A 17,235-nucleotide genomic window follows, 5' to 3' on the forward strand; every position below is an offset into this window, starting at 1 on the left:
GCTCGTACCATGTCCGGCAAACCTTCGTTGCACGAGATAGAACAGGCCGAGAAACAGCCGTTGTGGCGGCGCCTGGGGTGGCTGGCGATGATCTGGACCGGCAGCGTGCTGGCCCTGTTCGTCCTGGCCAGCCTGATGCGCATGTTCATGAATGCGGCCGGATTGACCACCCACTGACATCCCGATCCGGGCGTTGCCGCCCGGTTTTCAAGCCTTGCTCTTTCTTATGGAAGGGCAGGGCTTTTTTTATTTGCGCGCTTTGAGAATCACGAATTTCGGCGTGGCAGCCACTTGCTCGACGCCACGGAACAGTCGCGCCAATTTGCTGTGATACCCCAGGTGGCGATTGCCGACGATATACAAGGCGCCGCCGACCACCAGGGCTTCGCGTGCCTGCTGGAACATGCGCCACGCGAGGAAGTCGCCGACCACCTGCTGCTGGTGGAACGGCGGATTGCACAGCACCACGTCCAGCGAGTCGGCTTCCTGACCCGCCAGGCCATCACCGGCGCGCACCACCACCTCGCGTGCGCCGAGGGCCGCTTGCCAGTTCTCCTGGGCCGACTGCACGGCCATATACGACTCATCCACCAGGATGTAATGCGCGTCGGGGTTTTGCAGTGCACTGGCGATCGCCAATACACCATTGCCGCAACCGAGGTCTGCCACGCGGGCGCTGCCGAGGTTTTTCGGCAGGTGCGGCAGGAAGGCGCGGGTGCCGATATCCAGGCTGTCGCGGCAGAACACATTGGCGTGGTTGAGCAACTCGATAGCCGGCGCTTCCAGGGTGTAACGCGTCGGGTAAGGCGAAACGGCGGTGGGGCGCGCCTCAACCGTCGCGATCAGCAGCCGGGCTTTTTTGACTGCAAGGGATGCGTGCATCGGCCCGATGTAGCGCTCCAGCAACTCGCCTGCCGCCCGTGGCAGGTGCTTGACCATGGCGCCCGCGATCACCTCGCAGCCAGGCGCCAGTTGGCCCTGCAGGCGGATCAACTGTTCTTCGAGCAACGCCAGGGTTTTGGGCACGCGAATCAACACCCGGTCGAACGGGCCACTCGGCACCTGGCTCGCGGGGATGAACGGCACGGCATCAAAGGCCTTGCCGTTGCGTACCAGGTTTTTATCCAGGCCCTGGGCCGCGAGAAACGAGTCCCCGCAGGACGTCACTTGCAGCTGGCCTGCCAGGCTGGCTGCGAGGGCGCCGAAGCTGTCATTGAGCACCAGCACGCGGGTCGCGGCGCCGGGCTGCTGCTCGGCAAGGTAGCTGAGCAGGTACTCGTCGGCAGCGTCGAACGCTTGCAGCGGATCGTTATGTTGCTCTGGCTGGCGAATCAGATCGAGCTGGGCGAAGGGGCTGTCGAGCAGGGGCATGGCGGGGGAGGCTCTGGGTAATCGATGGGGGGCGGCAGTGACCTGCGCAACCGCCTGAGTGAACAACGGGCGGCACCCAGGGGGGCTGCTCAACACTCAGAATTGGCCGTAAATGTTACTTTTTTTCCAGAGGGATTACATGCGGTGTTTCAACGATGGCTAAAACAAGCCTGCTTTCGAGGCACACAGCACGGCAGCAATCTTGTTGTTGACCCCAAGCTTCTTGAAGCAACTGCAGATATGAAAGCCCACCGTACGCTCGGACAGGCACAGGATGGTGGCGATATCGGCGGCTGTCTTGCCCATGGCGGACCACTTGAGGATTTCGGTTTCCCGTGGGGTCAATTTACTGGCCGGGTTGTCGCTGGGCTTGTCGGCATAGGTCCGTACGACGACCGCATGCAGTGCATGGCACAACCACAGGACCTGACCGGCTTTTTCGTATAACTCTTCCGGGCTTACCTCGCCCTTGCTGCGGCCCAGGGTCAGCATGCTGAACACCCCCTGGAAATCATGCACGGCTTGGGTCCAGCCCAGGTGTACGCCAAACGAATGGGCCAACGACCACAGGTTAGGCGCATCTTTAAAAGCTTTCTCTTCCCATACGAGAGGCAATACACAGCGTTTGCAATGTTTAACAACCGGGTCGACATCAAAGAAGTGCGCTTGGTTATATAATTCATTCCATTCATCTGGATAGTTGTTTATGCAGATGGGTTTCGTCTGACTGTTAGGGAGGTGTGAACTCATCGTAAATGAACAGTATTGAAAGCCGAGTGCGTAGGTGTGGTTGAGGACCATATCGAAAAGAGTGGCTGCCTCGCTCTCGCCTTCCAGTTTGGGGAGTCTTGTGTTGCGCCAGTTGACCATTGGTAACTCTCCATGTGTGGGTCTGCGACAGGGATACGTCCGGAACTCCCGAAGTAGTAGGAAACCAGTGTAGGACACTAGATAGAGGGTGATATTAAATTTTCGTTATTGAACGGGCATGTTCAATAATTTCTATAAGCGGGTAGTTGGCTATCTTTATAGATTAGCTGATAGTTCTTAACAGGTTAAAAGCGACTCTCTCGCGAAGCTCAAAGGGGTTGTGTGATTTTCAAGATGTAGTTCATAGCGAATTGATCAGGAGCAATGCTGAACTGCCACTACTGCGAGCGCCCGAGATGCCACTACAAACCAGCGGTGTTTGTGCAGGCGACTTTGAGGGACACTAGGGCACCTGTAGATCGGAGCCCCCCATGACCGCCAGTGCTGAGAAATTTACCCGGCAGACCTTGCTCGACGTGCAATCGCTGACCCCCAGCCTGTTTACCCTGCGCACCACCCGCGACCCGGGGTTCCGGTTTACCGCGGGCCAGTTCGTGCGCCTGGGGGTGACCAAGGCCGATGGCAGCACGGTGTGGCGTGCCTATTCCGTGGTGTCCTCACCTTTTGATGAGCACCTGGATTTTTTCTCGATTGTTGTCCCGGGCGGGGAATTTACCAGTGAGCTGAGCCGCCTGCGGGTGGGCGATACCTTGCTGGTGGAGCGCCAGGCGACCGGGTTCCTGACGTTGAACCGCTTTGTCGATGGTCGCGACCTGTGGATGCTGGGCACTGGTACCGGGGTGGCGCCGTTCTTGTCGATCCTGCAGGACTTCGAAGTCTGGGAAAAATTCGAGCGCATCGTGCTGGTGTACAGCGCGCGGGAGGCCAAGGAACTGGCCTATCAGTCGCTGATCCAGGAACTGGGCGAGCGTGAGTACCTGGCCGAGCATGCGCACAAATTGACCTACATCCCGATTGTCACCCGCGAGCAACACCCCGGCGCCCTGAATGGGCGCATCACCACGCTGATCGAAAATGGCGAGCTGGAACGCACCGCTGGCGTGCCCCTGAGCCCCGAACATTCCCGCGTGCTGATTTGCGGCAACCCGCAGATGGTCGATGATACCCGCCAGTTGCTCAAGCAGCGCGACCTGCAATTGAGCCTCAGCCGACGCCCAGGCCAGGTGGCCGTGGAAAACTACTGGTAATAAAAAAGGCGCCTTAACCAGGCGCCTTTTTTTGCCAAGCCTTTGCCGATTAAAGCGGCTTGTCGTTCTGAGCCTTGAGCAGATCGCGGATCTCGCCCAGCAGCACTTCTTCCTTGGTCGGCGTCGGTGGCAGGCTTGGGGCCACGGCCTCTTCGCGCTTCAGGCGGTTGATCGCCTTCACGCCCATGAAGATCGCAAACGCAACGATCAGAAAGTCCACCACGCTCTGGATGAACTTGCCGTAGGCCAGCACCACGGCCGGTATGTCGCCCTGCGCGGCCTTGAGCGTGATTGCCAGATCACCAAAGTCCACGCCACCGATCAGCAGGCCGAGTGGCGGCATCACCACATCACCGACAAACGAGGAAACAATTTTGCCGAAGGCGGCGCCGATGATGATACCGACGGCCATATCGACCACATTACCTTTGACCGCGAAGGCCTTGAACTCACTGATCACGCCCATAGGTTATTCCTTGTTACAGATGAGAAGGGTGGAGCTAAGTGTAAGTCAGTCATAGCGGGCTTGCCTGACACAACCGTTAACACTGTTAGTTTTAATCGACACATTAAATCGCAAATAGTTTGCAAAGTGCCACCAATCGCGCGCGGAATACGCGCCAAATCAGCCGCTTACCAGATTATTTTTTCAATCGAGTCAGTACGGCTTTTCTATTTATCTTCTGACTCGCGGGTCACTAGCCTCTGGCAAGCACAACTGAATGTGCACTAAAAAAACCAGAGGAAACCTCGATGAAGACCCCAACGAAACGCGGGCCTGTTTCAGCGCGATATGCGCTGCTACTGGCCACCGCCAGCCTGCTTTCCCTGTCGGTGCACGCCGCCACCCTGACCCGCGACAACGGTGCAGCGGTGGGCGACAACCAGAACTCGCAGACCGCCGGCGCCAACGGTCCGGTGCTGCTGCAAGATGTGCAGTTGATCCAGAAGCTGCAACGTTTCGACCGCGAACGCATCCCGGAGCGTGTGGTGCATGCCCGTGGCACTGGCGCCCACGGCACCTTTACCGTCACCGACACCCTCAGCGACCTGACCAAGGCCAAGGTCTTCGCCGCCGGCGAGGCCACCCCGGTGTTCGTGCGCTTCTCTGCGGTAGTGCACGGCAACCACTCCCCGGAAACCCTGCGTGACCCACGCGGCTTCGCCACCAAGTTCTACACCGCCGACGGCAACTGGGACCTGGTGGGCAATAACTTCCCGACCTTCTTTATCCGCGATGCCATCAAGTTCCCGGACATGGTCCACGCCTTCAAGCCGGACCCGCGCACCAACCTGGATGACGACTCGCGCCGCTTCGACTTCTTCTCCCACGTCCCCGAGTCCACCCGTACGCTGACCGAGCTGTACTCCGACTCCGGCACCCCGGCCAGCTACCGGGAAATGGACGGCAATGGCGTGCATGCCTATAAGCTGATCAACGCCAAGGGCGAGGTGCACTACGTCAAGTTCCACTGGAAAAGCCTGCAAGGCATCAAGAACCTCGACCCCCAGCAAGTCACCGAAGTGCAGGGGCGTGACTACAGTCATATGACCAACGACCTGGTCACCCATATCAACAAGGGCGACTTCCCCAAGTGGGACCTGTACGTGCAGGTGCTCAAGCCGGAAGAGTTGGCCAAGTTTGACTTCGACCCGCTGGACGCCACCAAGATCTGGCCGAATGTGCCCGAACGCAAAGTCGGGCAGATGGTGCTGAACCGCAACCCGGCCAACGTCTTCCAGGAAACCGAGCAAGTGGCCATGGCCCCGGCCAACCTGGTGCCGGGCATCGAACCGTCTGAGGACCGCCTGCTGCAAGGCCGGGTGTTCTCCTACGCCGACACGCAGATGTACCGCCTGGGCGCCAATGCCCTGCAACTGCCGATCAACGCCCCACGGGTCACCGTTAACAACGGTAACCAGGATGGCGCGATGAACCCCGGCAAAACCACCAGCGGCGTGAACTACCAGCCAAGCCGCCTGGAACCGCGTGAAGAGCCGCAAACCGCACGCTACAGCCAGTCGGCCCTTTCGGGCAGTACCCAACAGGCGAAGATCCAGCGCGAGCAGAACTTCAAGCAGGCGGGTGACTTGTACCGTTCCTACAGCAAGAAAGAGCGTCAGGACCTGATCGAAAACTTCGGCGGCTCCCTGGCCACCACGGACGATGAGAGCAAGCACATCATCCTGTCGTTCCTCTATAAAGCAGACCCGGAGTACGGCACCGGCGTGACCAAAGTCGCCAAGGGTGATTTGGCTCGCGTTAAAGCGCTGGCAGAAAAACTCAACGACTGACGCGGGTTCCGGTCGGCGCCCCAAGCGGGGCGTCGACCTCTTGCAGGAGAACGACCATGCGAATTTTCATCGGCTTGTTGATGACCCTGCTGGCCTTTGTTGCCCATGCCGAGTCCCCCGACCCGGTCGCACTGAAGGCGCAGCTCCAGGATTACTATTTCGATGCCGCCCGGCGTGGCGACCTCGACATGCTTAACACCTTTATCGACGCAGGCTTTAGCCTCAACACCCAGGACGACAAGGGCTACACCGCGCTGATCCTGGCGGCCTACCACGGTGAAAGTGCCTACGTGGAGCGCCTGCTTGCCGCCGGTGCTGATGCCTGCGTGCAGGACAAACGCGGTAACACCGCCTTGATGGGCGCGATCTTCAAGGGCGAGCTGAAAATCGCCCAGCGCCTGCTCGCCACCGACTGCAACCCCGACCAACGTAACGGCGCGGGGCAGACTGCTGCCATGTACGCCGGGCTGTTCAAGCGCGTCGAGCTGCTGGATGAGCTGAAGGCCAAAGGCGCCGACCTCAACGCGCAAGACCCGCTCGGCAACAGTGCTTCACGATTGGCCAGTGGTGAAATCCGGACCCCGGCGCCGCGCTGAGCTATCATCGCGGTTTTTCGGTTGGAGGTTCTCAAATGGCAAAGGCCAAGCGCATGTACGGCTGCACGGAGTGCGGCGCGACCTTTCCCAAGTGGGCCGGCCAATGCACCGAGTGCGGCGCGTGGAACACCCTGACTGAAACCATGATCGAAAGCGGCGGCGCCGCAGCCCCCACCGGGCGTGCCGGCTGGACCGGTCAACAGGCGCAGATCAAGACGCTGGCCGAGGTCAGCGTCGAAGAGATCCCGCGTTTCTCTACCGCTTCCGGCGAGCTGGACCGCGTACTCGGCGGCGGGCTGGTCGACGGCTCGGTGGTGTTGATCGGCGGTGACCCCGGCATCGGCAAATCGACGATCCTGCTGCAAACCCTGTGCAGCATCGCCAGCCGCATGCCGGCGCTCTACGTCACCGGCGAAGAATCCCAGCAGCAAGTGGCCATGCGCGCCCGGCGCCTGGGCCTGCCCCAGGACCAACTGCGGGTGATGACCGAAACCTGTATCGAAAGCATCATTGCCACGGCGCGTATCGAAAAACCCAAGGTCATGGTGATCGACTCGATCCAGACGATTTTCACCGAGCAACTGCAATCGGCCCCCGGCGGCGTATCGCAGGTGCGCGAAAGTGCGGCGCTGCTGGTGCGGTATGCCAAGCAGAGCGGCACCGCGATTTTCCTGGTCGGCCATGTGACCAAAGAGGGCGCCTTGGCCGGGCCACGGGTGTTGGAGCATATGGTCGACACCGTGTTGTATTTCGAGGGCGAGTCCGACGGCCGCCTGCGTTTGCTGCGGGCGGTGAAGAACCGCTTCGGTGCGGTGAATGAACTGGGCGTGTTCGCCATGACGGACCGGGGCTTGAAAGAAGTCTCTAACCCGTCGGCGATTTTTCTGACCCGTGCCCAGGAAGAAGTCCCAGGCAGTGTGGTGATGGCCACGTGGGAAGGCACCCGCCCGATGCTGGTGGAAGTGCAGGCGCTGGTGGATGACAGCCACCTGGCCAACCCGCGCCGCGTGACCCTCGGTCTGGACCAGAACCGCCTGGCGATGCTGCTCGCGGTGCTGCACCGTCACGGCGGCATCCCGACCCACGACCAGGACGTGTTCCTTAACGTGGTGGGCGGAGTCAAGGTACTGGAGACAGCCTCCGACCTGGCCTTGATGGCGGCGGTGATGTCCAGCCTGCGCAATAAGCCGTTGCCCCATGATTTGCTGGTGTTTGGTGAGGTTGGCTTATCGGGTGAAGTGCGGCCGGTGCCGAGCGGTCAGGAGCGTCTCAAGGAAGCGGCCAAGCACGGCTTCAAGCGGGCCATCGTGCCCAAGGGCAACGCGCCGAAGGAAATGCCCGCTGGGTTGAAGGTAATTGGCGTAACCCGTCTGGAACAGGCGCTGGATGCGTTGTTCGAGTAATCAGCAGCACTGCAAAACCAATGTGGGAGCTGGTTGTCAGGTCTCCAGCAGCGCCGCCAGCTCGCGGTGCAGTTCTTCCTCGTCTCCCAGGTTCAGCTCGATCAGCCTGCGTAAATGGCTGATCGACTCCAAATCAAGGTGTTCGCACACAAACCCCAACTGCCCATGATCATCATGTGCCAGCCTGACCTGCATCTTTATATGCGCGTGTGGGTCCAGGCGGATATCCACCTCAAACGGGTGGGCGCGATTGCCCTGCCAGTCGTCGGGGCGATGCACCAGCAAACCCTTGAGCGATAAATCCACCAATTGCACCGGCCAATTCCAGCTGTCCTGGGCAATGGTGGTCCTTGCATCGAAGGCGATCCGCCGGAAACGGCGGCGATCTGACGGGTGTTCACTCATGGTCAAACCCTCTTGGGATAAAGAGGATTGTAGCCGTGCGCCATCATTGGGCTGTTATTTCTGCTTTTTTTACGCTTGCAAGGCTCTAGACCAACGTAGGGGGTGGTCTTTGAGGCCAACAGCGCTAAACTCGGACTGGCTGTCCTTTCTGTCCACCCTGGCTGGAATATAAAAATGAAAAATAATAATAGCCTGCTACGCCACCTACCCTGGCTGGTGCTGGCAATCGTAGGAGCGTGCGCCCTGGGCGTAGTGGCCTTGCGCCGCGGCGAGGCGATAAACGCCTTGTGGATTGTGGTCGCTGCCGTGGCCATCTATCTGGTTGCGTACCGTTACTACAGTCTGTTCATCGCTAACAACGTGATGCAACTCGATCCACGGCGGGCCACCCCCGCAGTGCTCAACAACGACGGTCTGGACTATGTGCCGACCAACAAACACATCCTTTTCGGTCACCACTTTGCAGCGATTGCCGGTGCAGGCCCTCTGGTCGGCCCCGTACTCGCGGCGCAAATGGGCTATCTGCCGGGTACCCTCTGGCTGATTGCCGGCGTGGTGCTGGCCGGTGCGGTGCAGGACTTCATGATCCTGTTCCTGTCCACCCGTCGTAACGGCCGTTCCCTGGGGGACATGGTTCGTGAAGAGATGGGCCGCATCCCCGGGACCATCGCGTTGTTCGGCTGCTTCCTGATCATGATCATCATCCTCGCGGTGCTGGCGTTGATCGTGGTCAAGGCCCTGGCCGAGAGCCCGTGGGGCATCTTCACCGTAATGGCGACCATCCCGATCGCGATGTTCATGGGCATTTACATGCGCTACATCCGCCCGGGCCGCATCGGTGAAATCTCGATCATCGGCGTGCTGTTGCTGCTGGGTTCGATCTGGCTGGGCGGGCAGATTGCGGCTGACCCGGTCTGGGCCAAAGCCTTCACCTTCACCGGCATCCAAATTACCTGGATGCTGATCGGCTACGGTTTCGTCGCGGCGGTACTGCCGGTGTGGCTGATCCTCGCGCCACGCGACTACCTCTCTACCTTCCTCAAAATCGGCACCATCATTGCGCTGGCCATCGGCATTCTGGTGACCATGCCTGACCTGAAAATGCCGGCACTGACCCAGTTCATCGACGGCACCGGCCCGGTGTGGAAGGGCGGTCTGTTCCCGTTCCTGTTCATCACCATTGCCTGTGGCGCGGTCTCGGGTTTCCATGCGCTGATCTCTTCGGGCACCACGCCGAAGTTGCTGGCCAATGAAAGCCACGCCCGTTACATCGGTTACGGCGGCATGTTGATGGAGTCGTTCGTGGCCATCATGGCGATGGTTGCCGCTTCGGTGATCGAGCCGGGTGTGTACTTCGCCATGAACAGCCCGGCCGCGATTGTCGGCACCGACGTGGTCACCGTGGCACAGACCGTCAGCAGCTGGGGCTTTGCGATTACGCCTGAGGCGCTGTCGGCCGTAGCCCATGACATCGGTGAAACCACCATCCTGGCGCGGGCCGGCGGTGCACCGACCCTGGCGGTGGGTATTGCGCAGATCCTGCACAGCGTACTGCCGGGTGAAAACACCATGGCGTTCTGGTACCACTTTGCGATCCTGTTCGAAGCGCTGTTCATCCTGACGGCCGTCGACGCCGGTACCCGTGCTGGTCGCTTCATGCTGCAGGACCTGTTGGGCTCCTTCGTGCCTGCGCTCAAACGCACCGAGTCGTGGACCGCCAACCTGATTGCCACGGCGGGTTGCGTGGCCATGTGGGGTTACCTGCTGTACCAAGGTGTGATCGACCCACTGGGCGGTATCAACACCTTGTGGCCGCTGTTCGGTATCTCCAACCAGATGCTGGCCGGTATCGCGCTGATGCTCGCGACCGTTGTGCTGATCAAAATGAAACGCCAGCGCTACATCTGGGTGACCATGCTGCCGGCGGTATGGCTGCTGATCTGCACCACCACGGCGGGCTTCATCAAGCTGTTCGACGCGAACCCGGCGATCGGCTTCCTGTCGCTGGCCAAGAAGTACAGCGATGCCTTGGCCAACGGCCAGATCCTGGCCCCGGCCAAGAGCATCGACCAGATGCAGCACGTGATCTGGAACGCCTACACCAACGCAACGCTGACGGCGCTGTTCCTGTTCGTGGTATTCAGCATCCTGTTCTATGCGCTCAAGGTCGGCGTCGCTGCCTGGGGCAACAAAGAGCGTACGGATAAAGAAGCCCCGTTCCAGGCTGTTCCAGACGCGTGATTGAGGGTTGCAAGCATGTTCAATGACATCAGTCGCCTCGGTAAATACCTCGGTCAGGCCGCGCGCCTGATGGTCGGCATGCCCGACTACGACACCTACGTCGAGCATATGCAAACCAAACACCCGGACAAACCGGTGATGGACTACAAGGCGTTCTTCCGGGAACGCCAGGAAGCCCGTTACGGTGGCAAGGGTGGGCCCAAGTGCTGCTGACCCGCCTGTCGGGTTAGCGCATTCCCCTGTGGGAGCAGGGCTTTATGTGGGAGCTGGCTTGCCTGCGATAGCATCACCTCGGTCTGACTGACAAACCGAGTTGTCTGCATCGCAGGCAAGCCAGCTCCCACATTTGCTTTATGTTCCTTCAATGTATTTCATCAAAAAGGAGAATATTTTGTCCTCTCCCATCCCCGTCACTATCCTCAGCGGCTTTCTCGGTGCCGGCAAAACTACCTTGCTGCGCCACCTGCTCAAAGCCGAGCACGGCCTGAAAATCGCCGTGATCGAAAACGAATTCAGTGACGCCGGTATCGATACCCAACTGTTGGGCGCCGAGCCGGTGCAAGTCATGACCCTGTCCAACGGCTGCGTGTGCTGCACCATCCACACCGACCTGACCAAAGCCCTGTACCTGCTGCTCGAACGCCTGGACAGTGGCGAGATCGCCTTCGACCGCCTGGTGATCGAGTGCACCGGCCTGGCCGACCCGGCGCCGGTGGCCCAGACCTTTTTCATCGACGAGGAACTGCGCGAGCGCTACATCCTCGACGGCATCATCACGCTGGTGGACGCGGCCCACGCCGAGCACCACCTGACCCAGACCATCGCCCAGGCGCAGATCGGTTTTGCCGACCGCCTGCTGGTGAGCAAGCGTGATTTGGTGGATGAGGCGACCTTCGATGCCCTCAGCCAGCGCCTGACCCGCATCAACCGGCGTGCGCCGATCCGTGTGGTCGACCACGGTGCTATCGACCTGGGGGAGCTGCTCGACGTGCGCGGCTTCAACCTCAACGCCGGCATGAGCTTGCGCCCGGTCAGCGCCGCGCCGTCTGTCGACCGCATTTCCAGCCTGGTGCTGCGCACCGACCAGCCGCTGGATATCGACCGGCTCAGCACGTTCATGAACGAGCTGCTGGAAGACCACGGCAAGCAACTGCTGCGCTATAAGGGCGTATTGAATATTGCCGGGGAAGACCGGCGCATGGTGTTCCAGGGCGTGCTGAAGCTCTATGGTTTCGACTGGGACACCGAGTGGGCCGAGGGTGAGGCGCGGGAGAGTGTGATCGTGTTTATTGCCGATGAGTTGCCGGAGCAGAAGATCCGCGAGGGCTTTGCAAAGGTCTACCAACCCTGACGTGAAATGCAGTCCAGTGTGGGAGCAGGCACGCCAGCTCCTACATTTTTGACCTCATCTCAAAATGACAGGCATAAAAAAGCCCGGCTCTTGAGCCGGGCTTCTTATTCAAGCAACTGCAATCAAGCGCCGTACACCGGCAGCTTTTTGCAGATGGCCTTGACCTTCTCACGGACCGCGTCGATCACGGCTTCGTTGTTCAGGTCAGCCAGGATGTCGCAGATCCAGCCGGCCAGTTCCTTGCACTCTGCTTCTTTGAAGCCACGAGTGGTCACAGCCGGGGTGCCGAAGCGCAGGCCGGAGGTGACGAACGGCGAACGTGGGTCGTTCGGTACGGAGTTTTTGTTCACGGTGATGAAGGCTTTGCCCAGGGCGGCGTCAGCATCCTTACCGGAAATGTCCTGCTTGATCAGCGACAGCAGGAACAGGTGGTTTTCAGTACCGCCGGACACTACGTCAAAGCCGCGCTCGATGAACACGCTGGCCATGGTCTGGGCGTTTTTTACCACTTGTTGCTGGTAAGTCTTGAACTCAGGCTGCAGGGCTTCCTTGAAGCAGATCGCTTTAGCGGCGATCACGTGCTCCAACGGGCCACCCTGGGCGCCTGGGAATACCGCGGAGTTCAGCTTCTTCTCGATCTCGGCGTTGGCGCGAGCCAGGATCAGGCCGCCACGTGGACCGCGCAGGGTCTTGTGGGTGGTGGTGGTAACCACGTCAGCGAAAGGCACCGGGTTTGGGTAGACGCCAGCGGCGACCAGACCGGCTACGTGAGCCATGTCCACGAACAGGTAAGCGCCAACCTTGTCGGCGATGGCGCGAAAGCGTGGGAAGTCCAGGATCTGCGAGTAGGCAGAGAAACCGGCCACGATCATTTTTGGCTTGTGTTCAACCGCCAGACGCTCGACTTCGTCGTAGTCGATCAGGCCGTTGGCATCGATACCGTATTGAACGGCGTTGTACAGCTTGCCGGAGGACGAAACGCTGGCGCCGTGGGTCAGGTGACCGCCGTGGGCCAGGCTCATGCCCAGGATAGTGTCGCCGCCTTGCAGCAGGGCCAGGTACACGGCGCTGTTGGCTTGGGAGCCGGCGTGCGGCTGGACGTTGGCGTAATCGGCGCCGAACAGTTCTTTAGCGCGATCAATAGCAAGCTGCTCAACCACGTCGACGTACTCGCAACCACCGTAGTAGCGCTTGCCTGGGTAGCCTTCGGCGTACTTGTTGGTCAGAACCGAACCTTGAGCCTCCATGACCGCAGGGCTGGTGTAGTTTTCCGAAGCGATCAGCTCAATGTGCTCTTCCTGGCGCACGGCTTCTTGCTCCATGGCGGCAAAGAGATCGGCGTCGTACTTGGCAATAGTCAAATCACGGCTGAACATGGCGGTCCTCAAGGATCGGGGGCAGAAAAGGAGGGCATTCTAACCCAATGGGTTTTAGATGGCATATGAAAGGACATCATGTCGCGGACAAGCGGGGCTCATCTGGGACTCAGCGGATGTTTTTGTGGCGAGCGGGTTGTGGCGAGCGGGCTTGCCCGCGTTGGGCTGCGCAGCAGCCCCAAACCCTTACACTCAGTTCTACCTGGAAAACCGGGTGCTTTCAGTGGGGCCGCTTCGCAGCCCAACGCGGGCAAGCCCGCTCGCCACGGAGGGCACTCAGTCAAACATGAAGAGGGCGTCGTTACTGAACTGCGCCTCAAACCGATTGGCTGGCATCGGCCGCCCGAACAGGTAACCCTGCACCTCATCGCAGCCATGTTCGCGCAGGAAGTCCAGCTGTTCATGGGTTTCCACACCCTCGGCGATCACCGCCAGGTTCAGGCTGTGGGCCATGGCGATAATGGCGCGGGCGATCTGGGCATCCTGTTCGCCGGAGGGCAGGCCATCGACGAAGGTGCGGTCGATTTTCAGCACGTCGATGGGGAATTGCTTGAGGTAGTTGAGCGACGAATAACCCGTGCCGAAGTCGTCTACCGCAATGCTCAGGCCCAGGTTTTTCAGGCTGTCGAGGATATGCAGGGCCTCGTTGACTTCGCGCATCAGGATACTCTCCGTCAGCTCCAGCTCCAGGCACGCCGGTGGCAGGCCGGTGTCCTTGAGGATGGTGGCGATGCGCGTGCCCAACTGGCCGTCGGAGAACTGCCGCGCCGAGATGTTCACCGAGACTTTCGGCACGCGCACCTTGTTCTGGTGCCAGGTCTTGAGCTGGCGACAGGCTTCGCTGATCACCCAGTCGCCCACATCCACCACCAGGCCCAACTCTTCCAGCACCGGGATGAAATCCCCCGGCGGTACCAGCCCGCGACGGGGGTGGCGCCAGCGCAGCAGGGCTTCGGCGCCGGTCAGGCGTTTGCCGTCGCCGCTGAATTGCGGCTGGTAATAGAGCACGAATTCGTTCTGGTCCAAGGCGTGGCGCAGGTCGCTTTCCAGCTCCAGGCGCTCCAGGGCACTGGCGTTCATGTCGGCCTGGTAGAACTGGAAGTTGTTTTTACCGCGTTCCTTGGCGTGATACATCGCCGTGTCGGCGTTTTTCATCAATTGGCTCAGCTCGTTGCCGTCCTGCGGGCTCAAGGCGATACCGATACTGGCCGTCACGAAGAACTCGCGGCCTTCCAGTACAAACGGCTTCACCAGGCTGGCGAGGATCTGCTCGGCCACGTGGATCGCACGGTTCAGCGCCATTTCACGGCTGACCCGCGGTTGCAGGAGCAAGGTGAACTCGTCGCCCCCCATGCGTGCCACGGTGTCGTCTTCGGCCACGCAACCCAGCAGGCGCGTGGCCATTTCCTTGAGCATGCGGTCGCCGGCGGCGTGGCCCAGGGAGTCGTTGATCGGCTTGAAGCGGTCGAGGTCGAGGAACATCAGCACCACCCACGACTTTTGCCGCTCGGCGGACTGCAACGCCGTGTGCAGGCGGTCCTGGAACAGCGTGCGGTTGGGCAGGTGGGTCAGGGCATCGTAGTAGGCCAGGCGGTGGATGCGCTGTTCGCTGGCCTTGCGCTCGCTGATGTCGCTGAAGAAACACACGTAGCTGGCTAGGTCGCCTTCATCGTCGAACACCGCCGTAATGCCGACCCAGGCCGGATAATGCTCGCCATTACGGCGCTTGAGCCACACTTCGCCCTCCCAGGTGCTGTGCTGGTGCAGCTGCTTGAGCACGTAGCGCAGGTGGGCTTCCTGTTGCTCGTCGACGGTGAGCATGTTCGGCAACTGGTCGAGTACATCTGCCACCGCGTACCCGCTGACCCGGCTGAACGCCTCGTTGGCCTGCACGATATAGCCGGCGGGGTCGGTGATCAGGATCGCCGAGGTGGAGTGCTCGAATACCGTGGCCGCCATGCGCAGGTCTTTCTCGGCGCGGCGTTGCTGGCTGATATCGCGGCCTACGCCGAGGATGCCCTCGAAGGCGCCGTGTTCGTCCCACACCAGCACCAGGCGCAGCTCGATCGGCACTTTGCGACCGTCGGCGCGCAGGCAGTCGAACAGGAACAGCTGAGTATGGATCTCATCGCGCAGCGTGTTCAGCGCCTCGGGGTTGCCCAGCGCACGGCTGACCCGTTCCACCAGGCTGTAGATGCCGGTCAATTGCTGCGGGTTGGCGATGATCGATTGCCAGCCGTTCTTGAACACCCAGTCCACGTCGTAGCCCAGCACGGCATTGACCGACGGGCTGATGTAGTTGAGGGCCAACTGGCTGTCGGTGGAGCAGATCACGTCGCTGATGCTTTCGGCCAGCATGCGGTAGCGCTGTTCGCTGTCGCGCAAGGATTCGCTGGCTTCGATCTGGTCGGTAATGTCCTTGGCCACGCCGATGATCCGCGTGACCAGCGCCGTCTTGTCCCTGGCCAGGGCTTGCTCGCGGATATCAAAGCGCCGCCATTGGTTATTGCGATGGCGAAAGCGCAACTGGCATTGCAGTTGAGTGGTGTAGCCGATTGCGCGCTGTTGCTGGCGCAAGTCGTGGTAATGCTCGGCGTCTTCGGGGTGCAGCAGGATTTCCCAGAAGTACTCGCCCATTTGCTGCAATTCGGCCTTGTTATAGCCGAGGGTGTGGCCCAGGTGGTGGTTACTGAAAATCATGCGCTGGCTGATCACATCCTGCACATACAGGTGATCGGGCACGGTGCGCACCACGTCCGACCAGAAACTCTCGCGCTCAACCAAAGACAGTTCGATCAGCTTGCGGCTGGTGATATCGCTGATGCTGAGGATCACCGCCTTGAAATCGTCCTGTTGCTCCGGCAGGCGCATCACCAGCCACAGGTATTGCTCGTTGCCGCTCACGTCCCTGAGCTGGATTTCCAGCTCCAGCTGGTTCTGCTGGGTGAGGACTGCTTCGAGTATCTGGTAGCCGATGGACGTGGCGTTGCGTGGGCAGTCATCGATCAGGCGCTCCCAGGCCTGTTCGCAGGACTCCACGTTCAACAGGCGCACCGCCACCTGGTTGACCTCGGTGATGCGCAGTTCCTTGAGCAGTTGCTGGCGTTCGATGGGGTTGTCTTGCAGCCAGGCTTTCAGCTGCTCGCGCGTCTGCAAGTGCGCCTTATCGAAAAACCCATTCAGGCCCGACAGGTCCAGCACGCACAGGGCCACGCCGGTGCCTTCGAAAATATCCTGGTAGCGGCGCCGGCCTTCATGCACTTGGCGCTGGCGGCGGCGCATATTCAGCAACACGATCACCGGGATCAGCGAAAACGCCAGGCCCAGCAGGCATTTGCCGATAAATGCCGGCAGCAGTTGTTCCAGCACGGCGCTGCGGTCGAACAGCCCGCGCAACTGCCAGTCGCTTTTGCTCAGGGGCGTGACCAGTACGCTTTTGTTCAATTCGTCGGGGGTGAGGGCGCTGGCCCACTGGGCCGGCATGCCGCTGTCACGGCTGATCACGCGATGGTTGAGGCGGTTCTCGATGGCCCACATCGGGCGTTGGCCCTGGCTGTCCTGGCGGGTGAGGTTGGTCAGGTAGTTGGGCGCCAGGCGCAGTACCCAGTACATCCGCGAACCGCCGCTGGGTTGGTGCAGCAATAGATAGATGATCGTGCCGTCGTTGTTGTTGCTCAGGTAGTAGGACTGGGCATGGCTGCGCTGCACCAGCTCTTCGAGCCAGGCGCTGTCCTGGCTGTCACTGGCACTGTCGCTGATCATCGCCCCGCTGGGCGCCAGCAGGGCAATGCTGCGCAGCTCCGGCAGGGAGCGCTGCAGGGTGCGCATCAGGGCCTGTTGTTGTTCGTTGTCGCGTGGTGGCTCGACCATCGGTAGCAAGTTGAGGGCGATTTTTGCGCTCAGGGCCATGTTCAGGCTGATTTGCTCGGCCAGGTCGGCGCTGTAATCGATGGTGTATTGCTGCTGGTTTTTCTGGTTTTGCTGCAGCTGGTCCAGCAGTTGCCAGAACAATAACGCGAGCAACATGAGGACAAGCGTCGCCAATGCGCCTTTGAAGGTGCCGTGCAGGGGCGCTCCCGGCGCTATATGAGCGGCGCGCAGGGGAGTTGGCGGCGTGACTTTGGACAAGCTGTGATCCTGCGGTTTGGCTGGACTGGCGCGCGACGTGCACTATAAGCC

14 protein-coding genes are annotated in these 17,235 nt (G+C 60.6%); 8 read left to right on the forward strand and 6 right to left on the reverse strand.

Annotation, left to right across the window (positions count from 1 at the left end; genetic code table 11):
* Positions 1-9 precede the first annotated feature (9 nt).
* Positions 10-177 carry a DUF2474 domain-containing protein gene (locus tag LRS56_30365; GenBank protein WDU62928.1) on the forward strand — a complete coding sequence of 56 codons (168 nt, stop codon included), beginning with the start codon at positions 10-12 and terminating at the stop codon, positions 175-177.
* A gap of 69 nt (positions 178-246) precedes the next feature.
* Here LRS56_30365 and LRS56_30370 read toward each other — a convergent pair whose 3' ends face one another.
* Positions 247-1,371, reverse strand: coding sequence for a methyltransferase (locus LRS56_30370; GenBank protein ID WDU62929.1), 1,125 nt, complete (start codon positions 1,369-1,371; stop codon positions 247-249).
* A gap of 159 nt (positions 1,372-1,530) precedes the next feature.
* On the reverse strand, positions 1,531-2,241 hold the full coding sequence (locus LRS56_30375) for a LuxR family transcriptional regulator (GenBank protein ID WDU62930.1): 711 nt from the start codon (positions 2,239-2,241) through the stop codon (positions 1,531-1,533).
* Between the two features lie 371 nt (positions 2,242-2,612).
* Between LRS56_30375 and LRS56_30380 the strand changes: the two genes are divergently transcribed.
* Positions 2,613-3,389: a ferredoxin--NADP reductase gene (locus tag LRS56_30380; GenBank protein ID WDU62931.1), complete on the forward strand. Its 777-nt coding sequence runs from the start codon at positions 2,613-2,615 to the stop codon at positions 3,387-3,389.
* Between the two features lie 49 nt (positions 3,390-3,438).
* Here the strand turns inward: LRS56_30380 and mscL are convergent, their stop codons facing one another.
* Positions 3,439-3,855, reverse strand: coding sequence for a large-conductance mechanosensitive channel protein MscL (gene mscL, locus LRS56_30385; protein ID WDU62932.1), 417 nt, complete (start codon positions 3,853-3,855; stop codon positions 3,439-3,441).
* A gap of 287 nt (positions 3,856-4,142) precedes the next feature.
* On the opposite strand from mscL, the gene katB reads away from it, so the two are divergent.
* Genes katB through radA form a run of 3 tightly spaced genes read left to right on the forward strand, consistent with a single transcriptional unit; the run spans position 4,143 to position 7,683 of the window.
* Positions 4,143-5,684, forward strand: coding sequence for a catalase KatB (gene katB / locus LRS56_30390; GenBank protein WDU62933.1), 1,542 nt, complete (start codon positions 4,143-4,145; stop codon positions 5,682-5,684).
* 56 nt (positions 5,685-5,740) lie between these two features.
* A complete protein-coding gene (locus tag LRS56_30395) occupies positions 5,741-6,280 on the forward strand; it encodes an ankyrin repeat domain-containing protein (protein ID WDU62934.1) in 540 nt (179 codons plus the stop codon).
* A gap of 35 nt (positions 6,281-6,315) precedes the next feature.
* A complete protein-coding gene (gene radA / locus LRS56_30400) occupies positions 6,316-7,683 on the forward strand; it encodes a DNA repair protein RadA (GenBank protein ID WDU62935.1) in 1,368 nt (455 codons plus the stop codon).
* A 36-nt stretch (positions 7,684-7,719) separates the two neighbouring features.
* Here the strand turns inward: radA and LRS56_30405 are convergent, their stop codons facing one another.
* Complete coding sequence (locus LRS56_30405) at positions 7,720-8,088, reverse strand: PilZ domain-containing protein (protein ID WDU62936.1); 369 nt, start codon at positions 8,086-8,088, stop codon at positions 7,720-7,722.
* 174 nt (positions 8,089-8,262) lie between these two features.
* Between LRS56_30405 and LRS56_30410 the strand changes: the two genes are divergently transcribed.
* From LRS56_30410 to yjiA, 3 genes are all read left to right on the forward strand, one after another.
* On the forward strand, positions 8,263-10,329 hold the full coding sequence (locus LRS56_30410; protein ID WDU62937.1) for a carbon starvation protein A: 2,067 nt from the start codon (positions 8,263-8,265) through the stop codon (positions 10,327-10,329).
* 15 nt (positions 10,330-10,344) lie between these two features.
* Positions 10,345-10,542, forward strand: a complete 198-nt coding sequence (locus LRS56_30415; protein ID WDU62938.1) for a YbdD/YjiX family protein — start codon at positions 10,345-10,347, stop codon at positions 10,540-10,542.
* Positions 10,543-10,720: 178 nt separating this feature from the next.
* A complete protein-coding gene (yjiA, locus tag LRS56_30420; GenBank protein WDU62939.1) occupies positions 10,721-11,680 on the forward strand; it encodes a GTPase in 960 nt (319 codons plus the stop codon).
* A 122-nt stretch (positions 11,681-11,802) separates the two neighbouring features.
* Here yjiA and LRS56_30425 read toward each other — a convergent pair whose 3' ends face one another.
* Positions 11,803-13,056 (reverse strand): serine hydroxymethyltransferase, encoded by a 1,254-nt coding sequence (locus LRS56_30425; protein WDU62940.1) that lies wholly within the window; start codon positions 13,054-13,056, stop codon positions 11,803-11,805.
* 276 nt (positions 13,057-13,332) lie between these two features.
* On the reverse strand, positions 13,333-17,082 hold the full coding sequence (locus tag LRS56_30430) for an EAL domain-containing protein (protein ID WDU62941.1): 3,750 nt from the start codon (positions 17,080-17,082) through the stop codon (positions 13,333-13,335).
* Between the last annotated feature and the right edge of the window lie 153 nt (positions 17,083-17,235).

This window comes from Pseudomonas poae, assembly GCA_028869255.1.
Classification (GTDB): domain Bacteria; phylum Pseudomonadota; class Gammaproteobacteria; order Pseudomonadales; family Pseudomonadaceae; genus Aquipseudomonas; species Aquipseudomonas poae_C.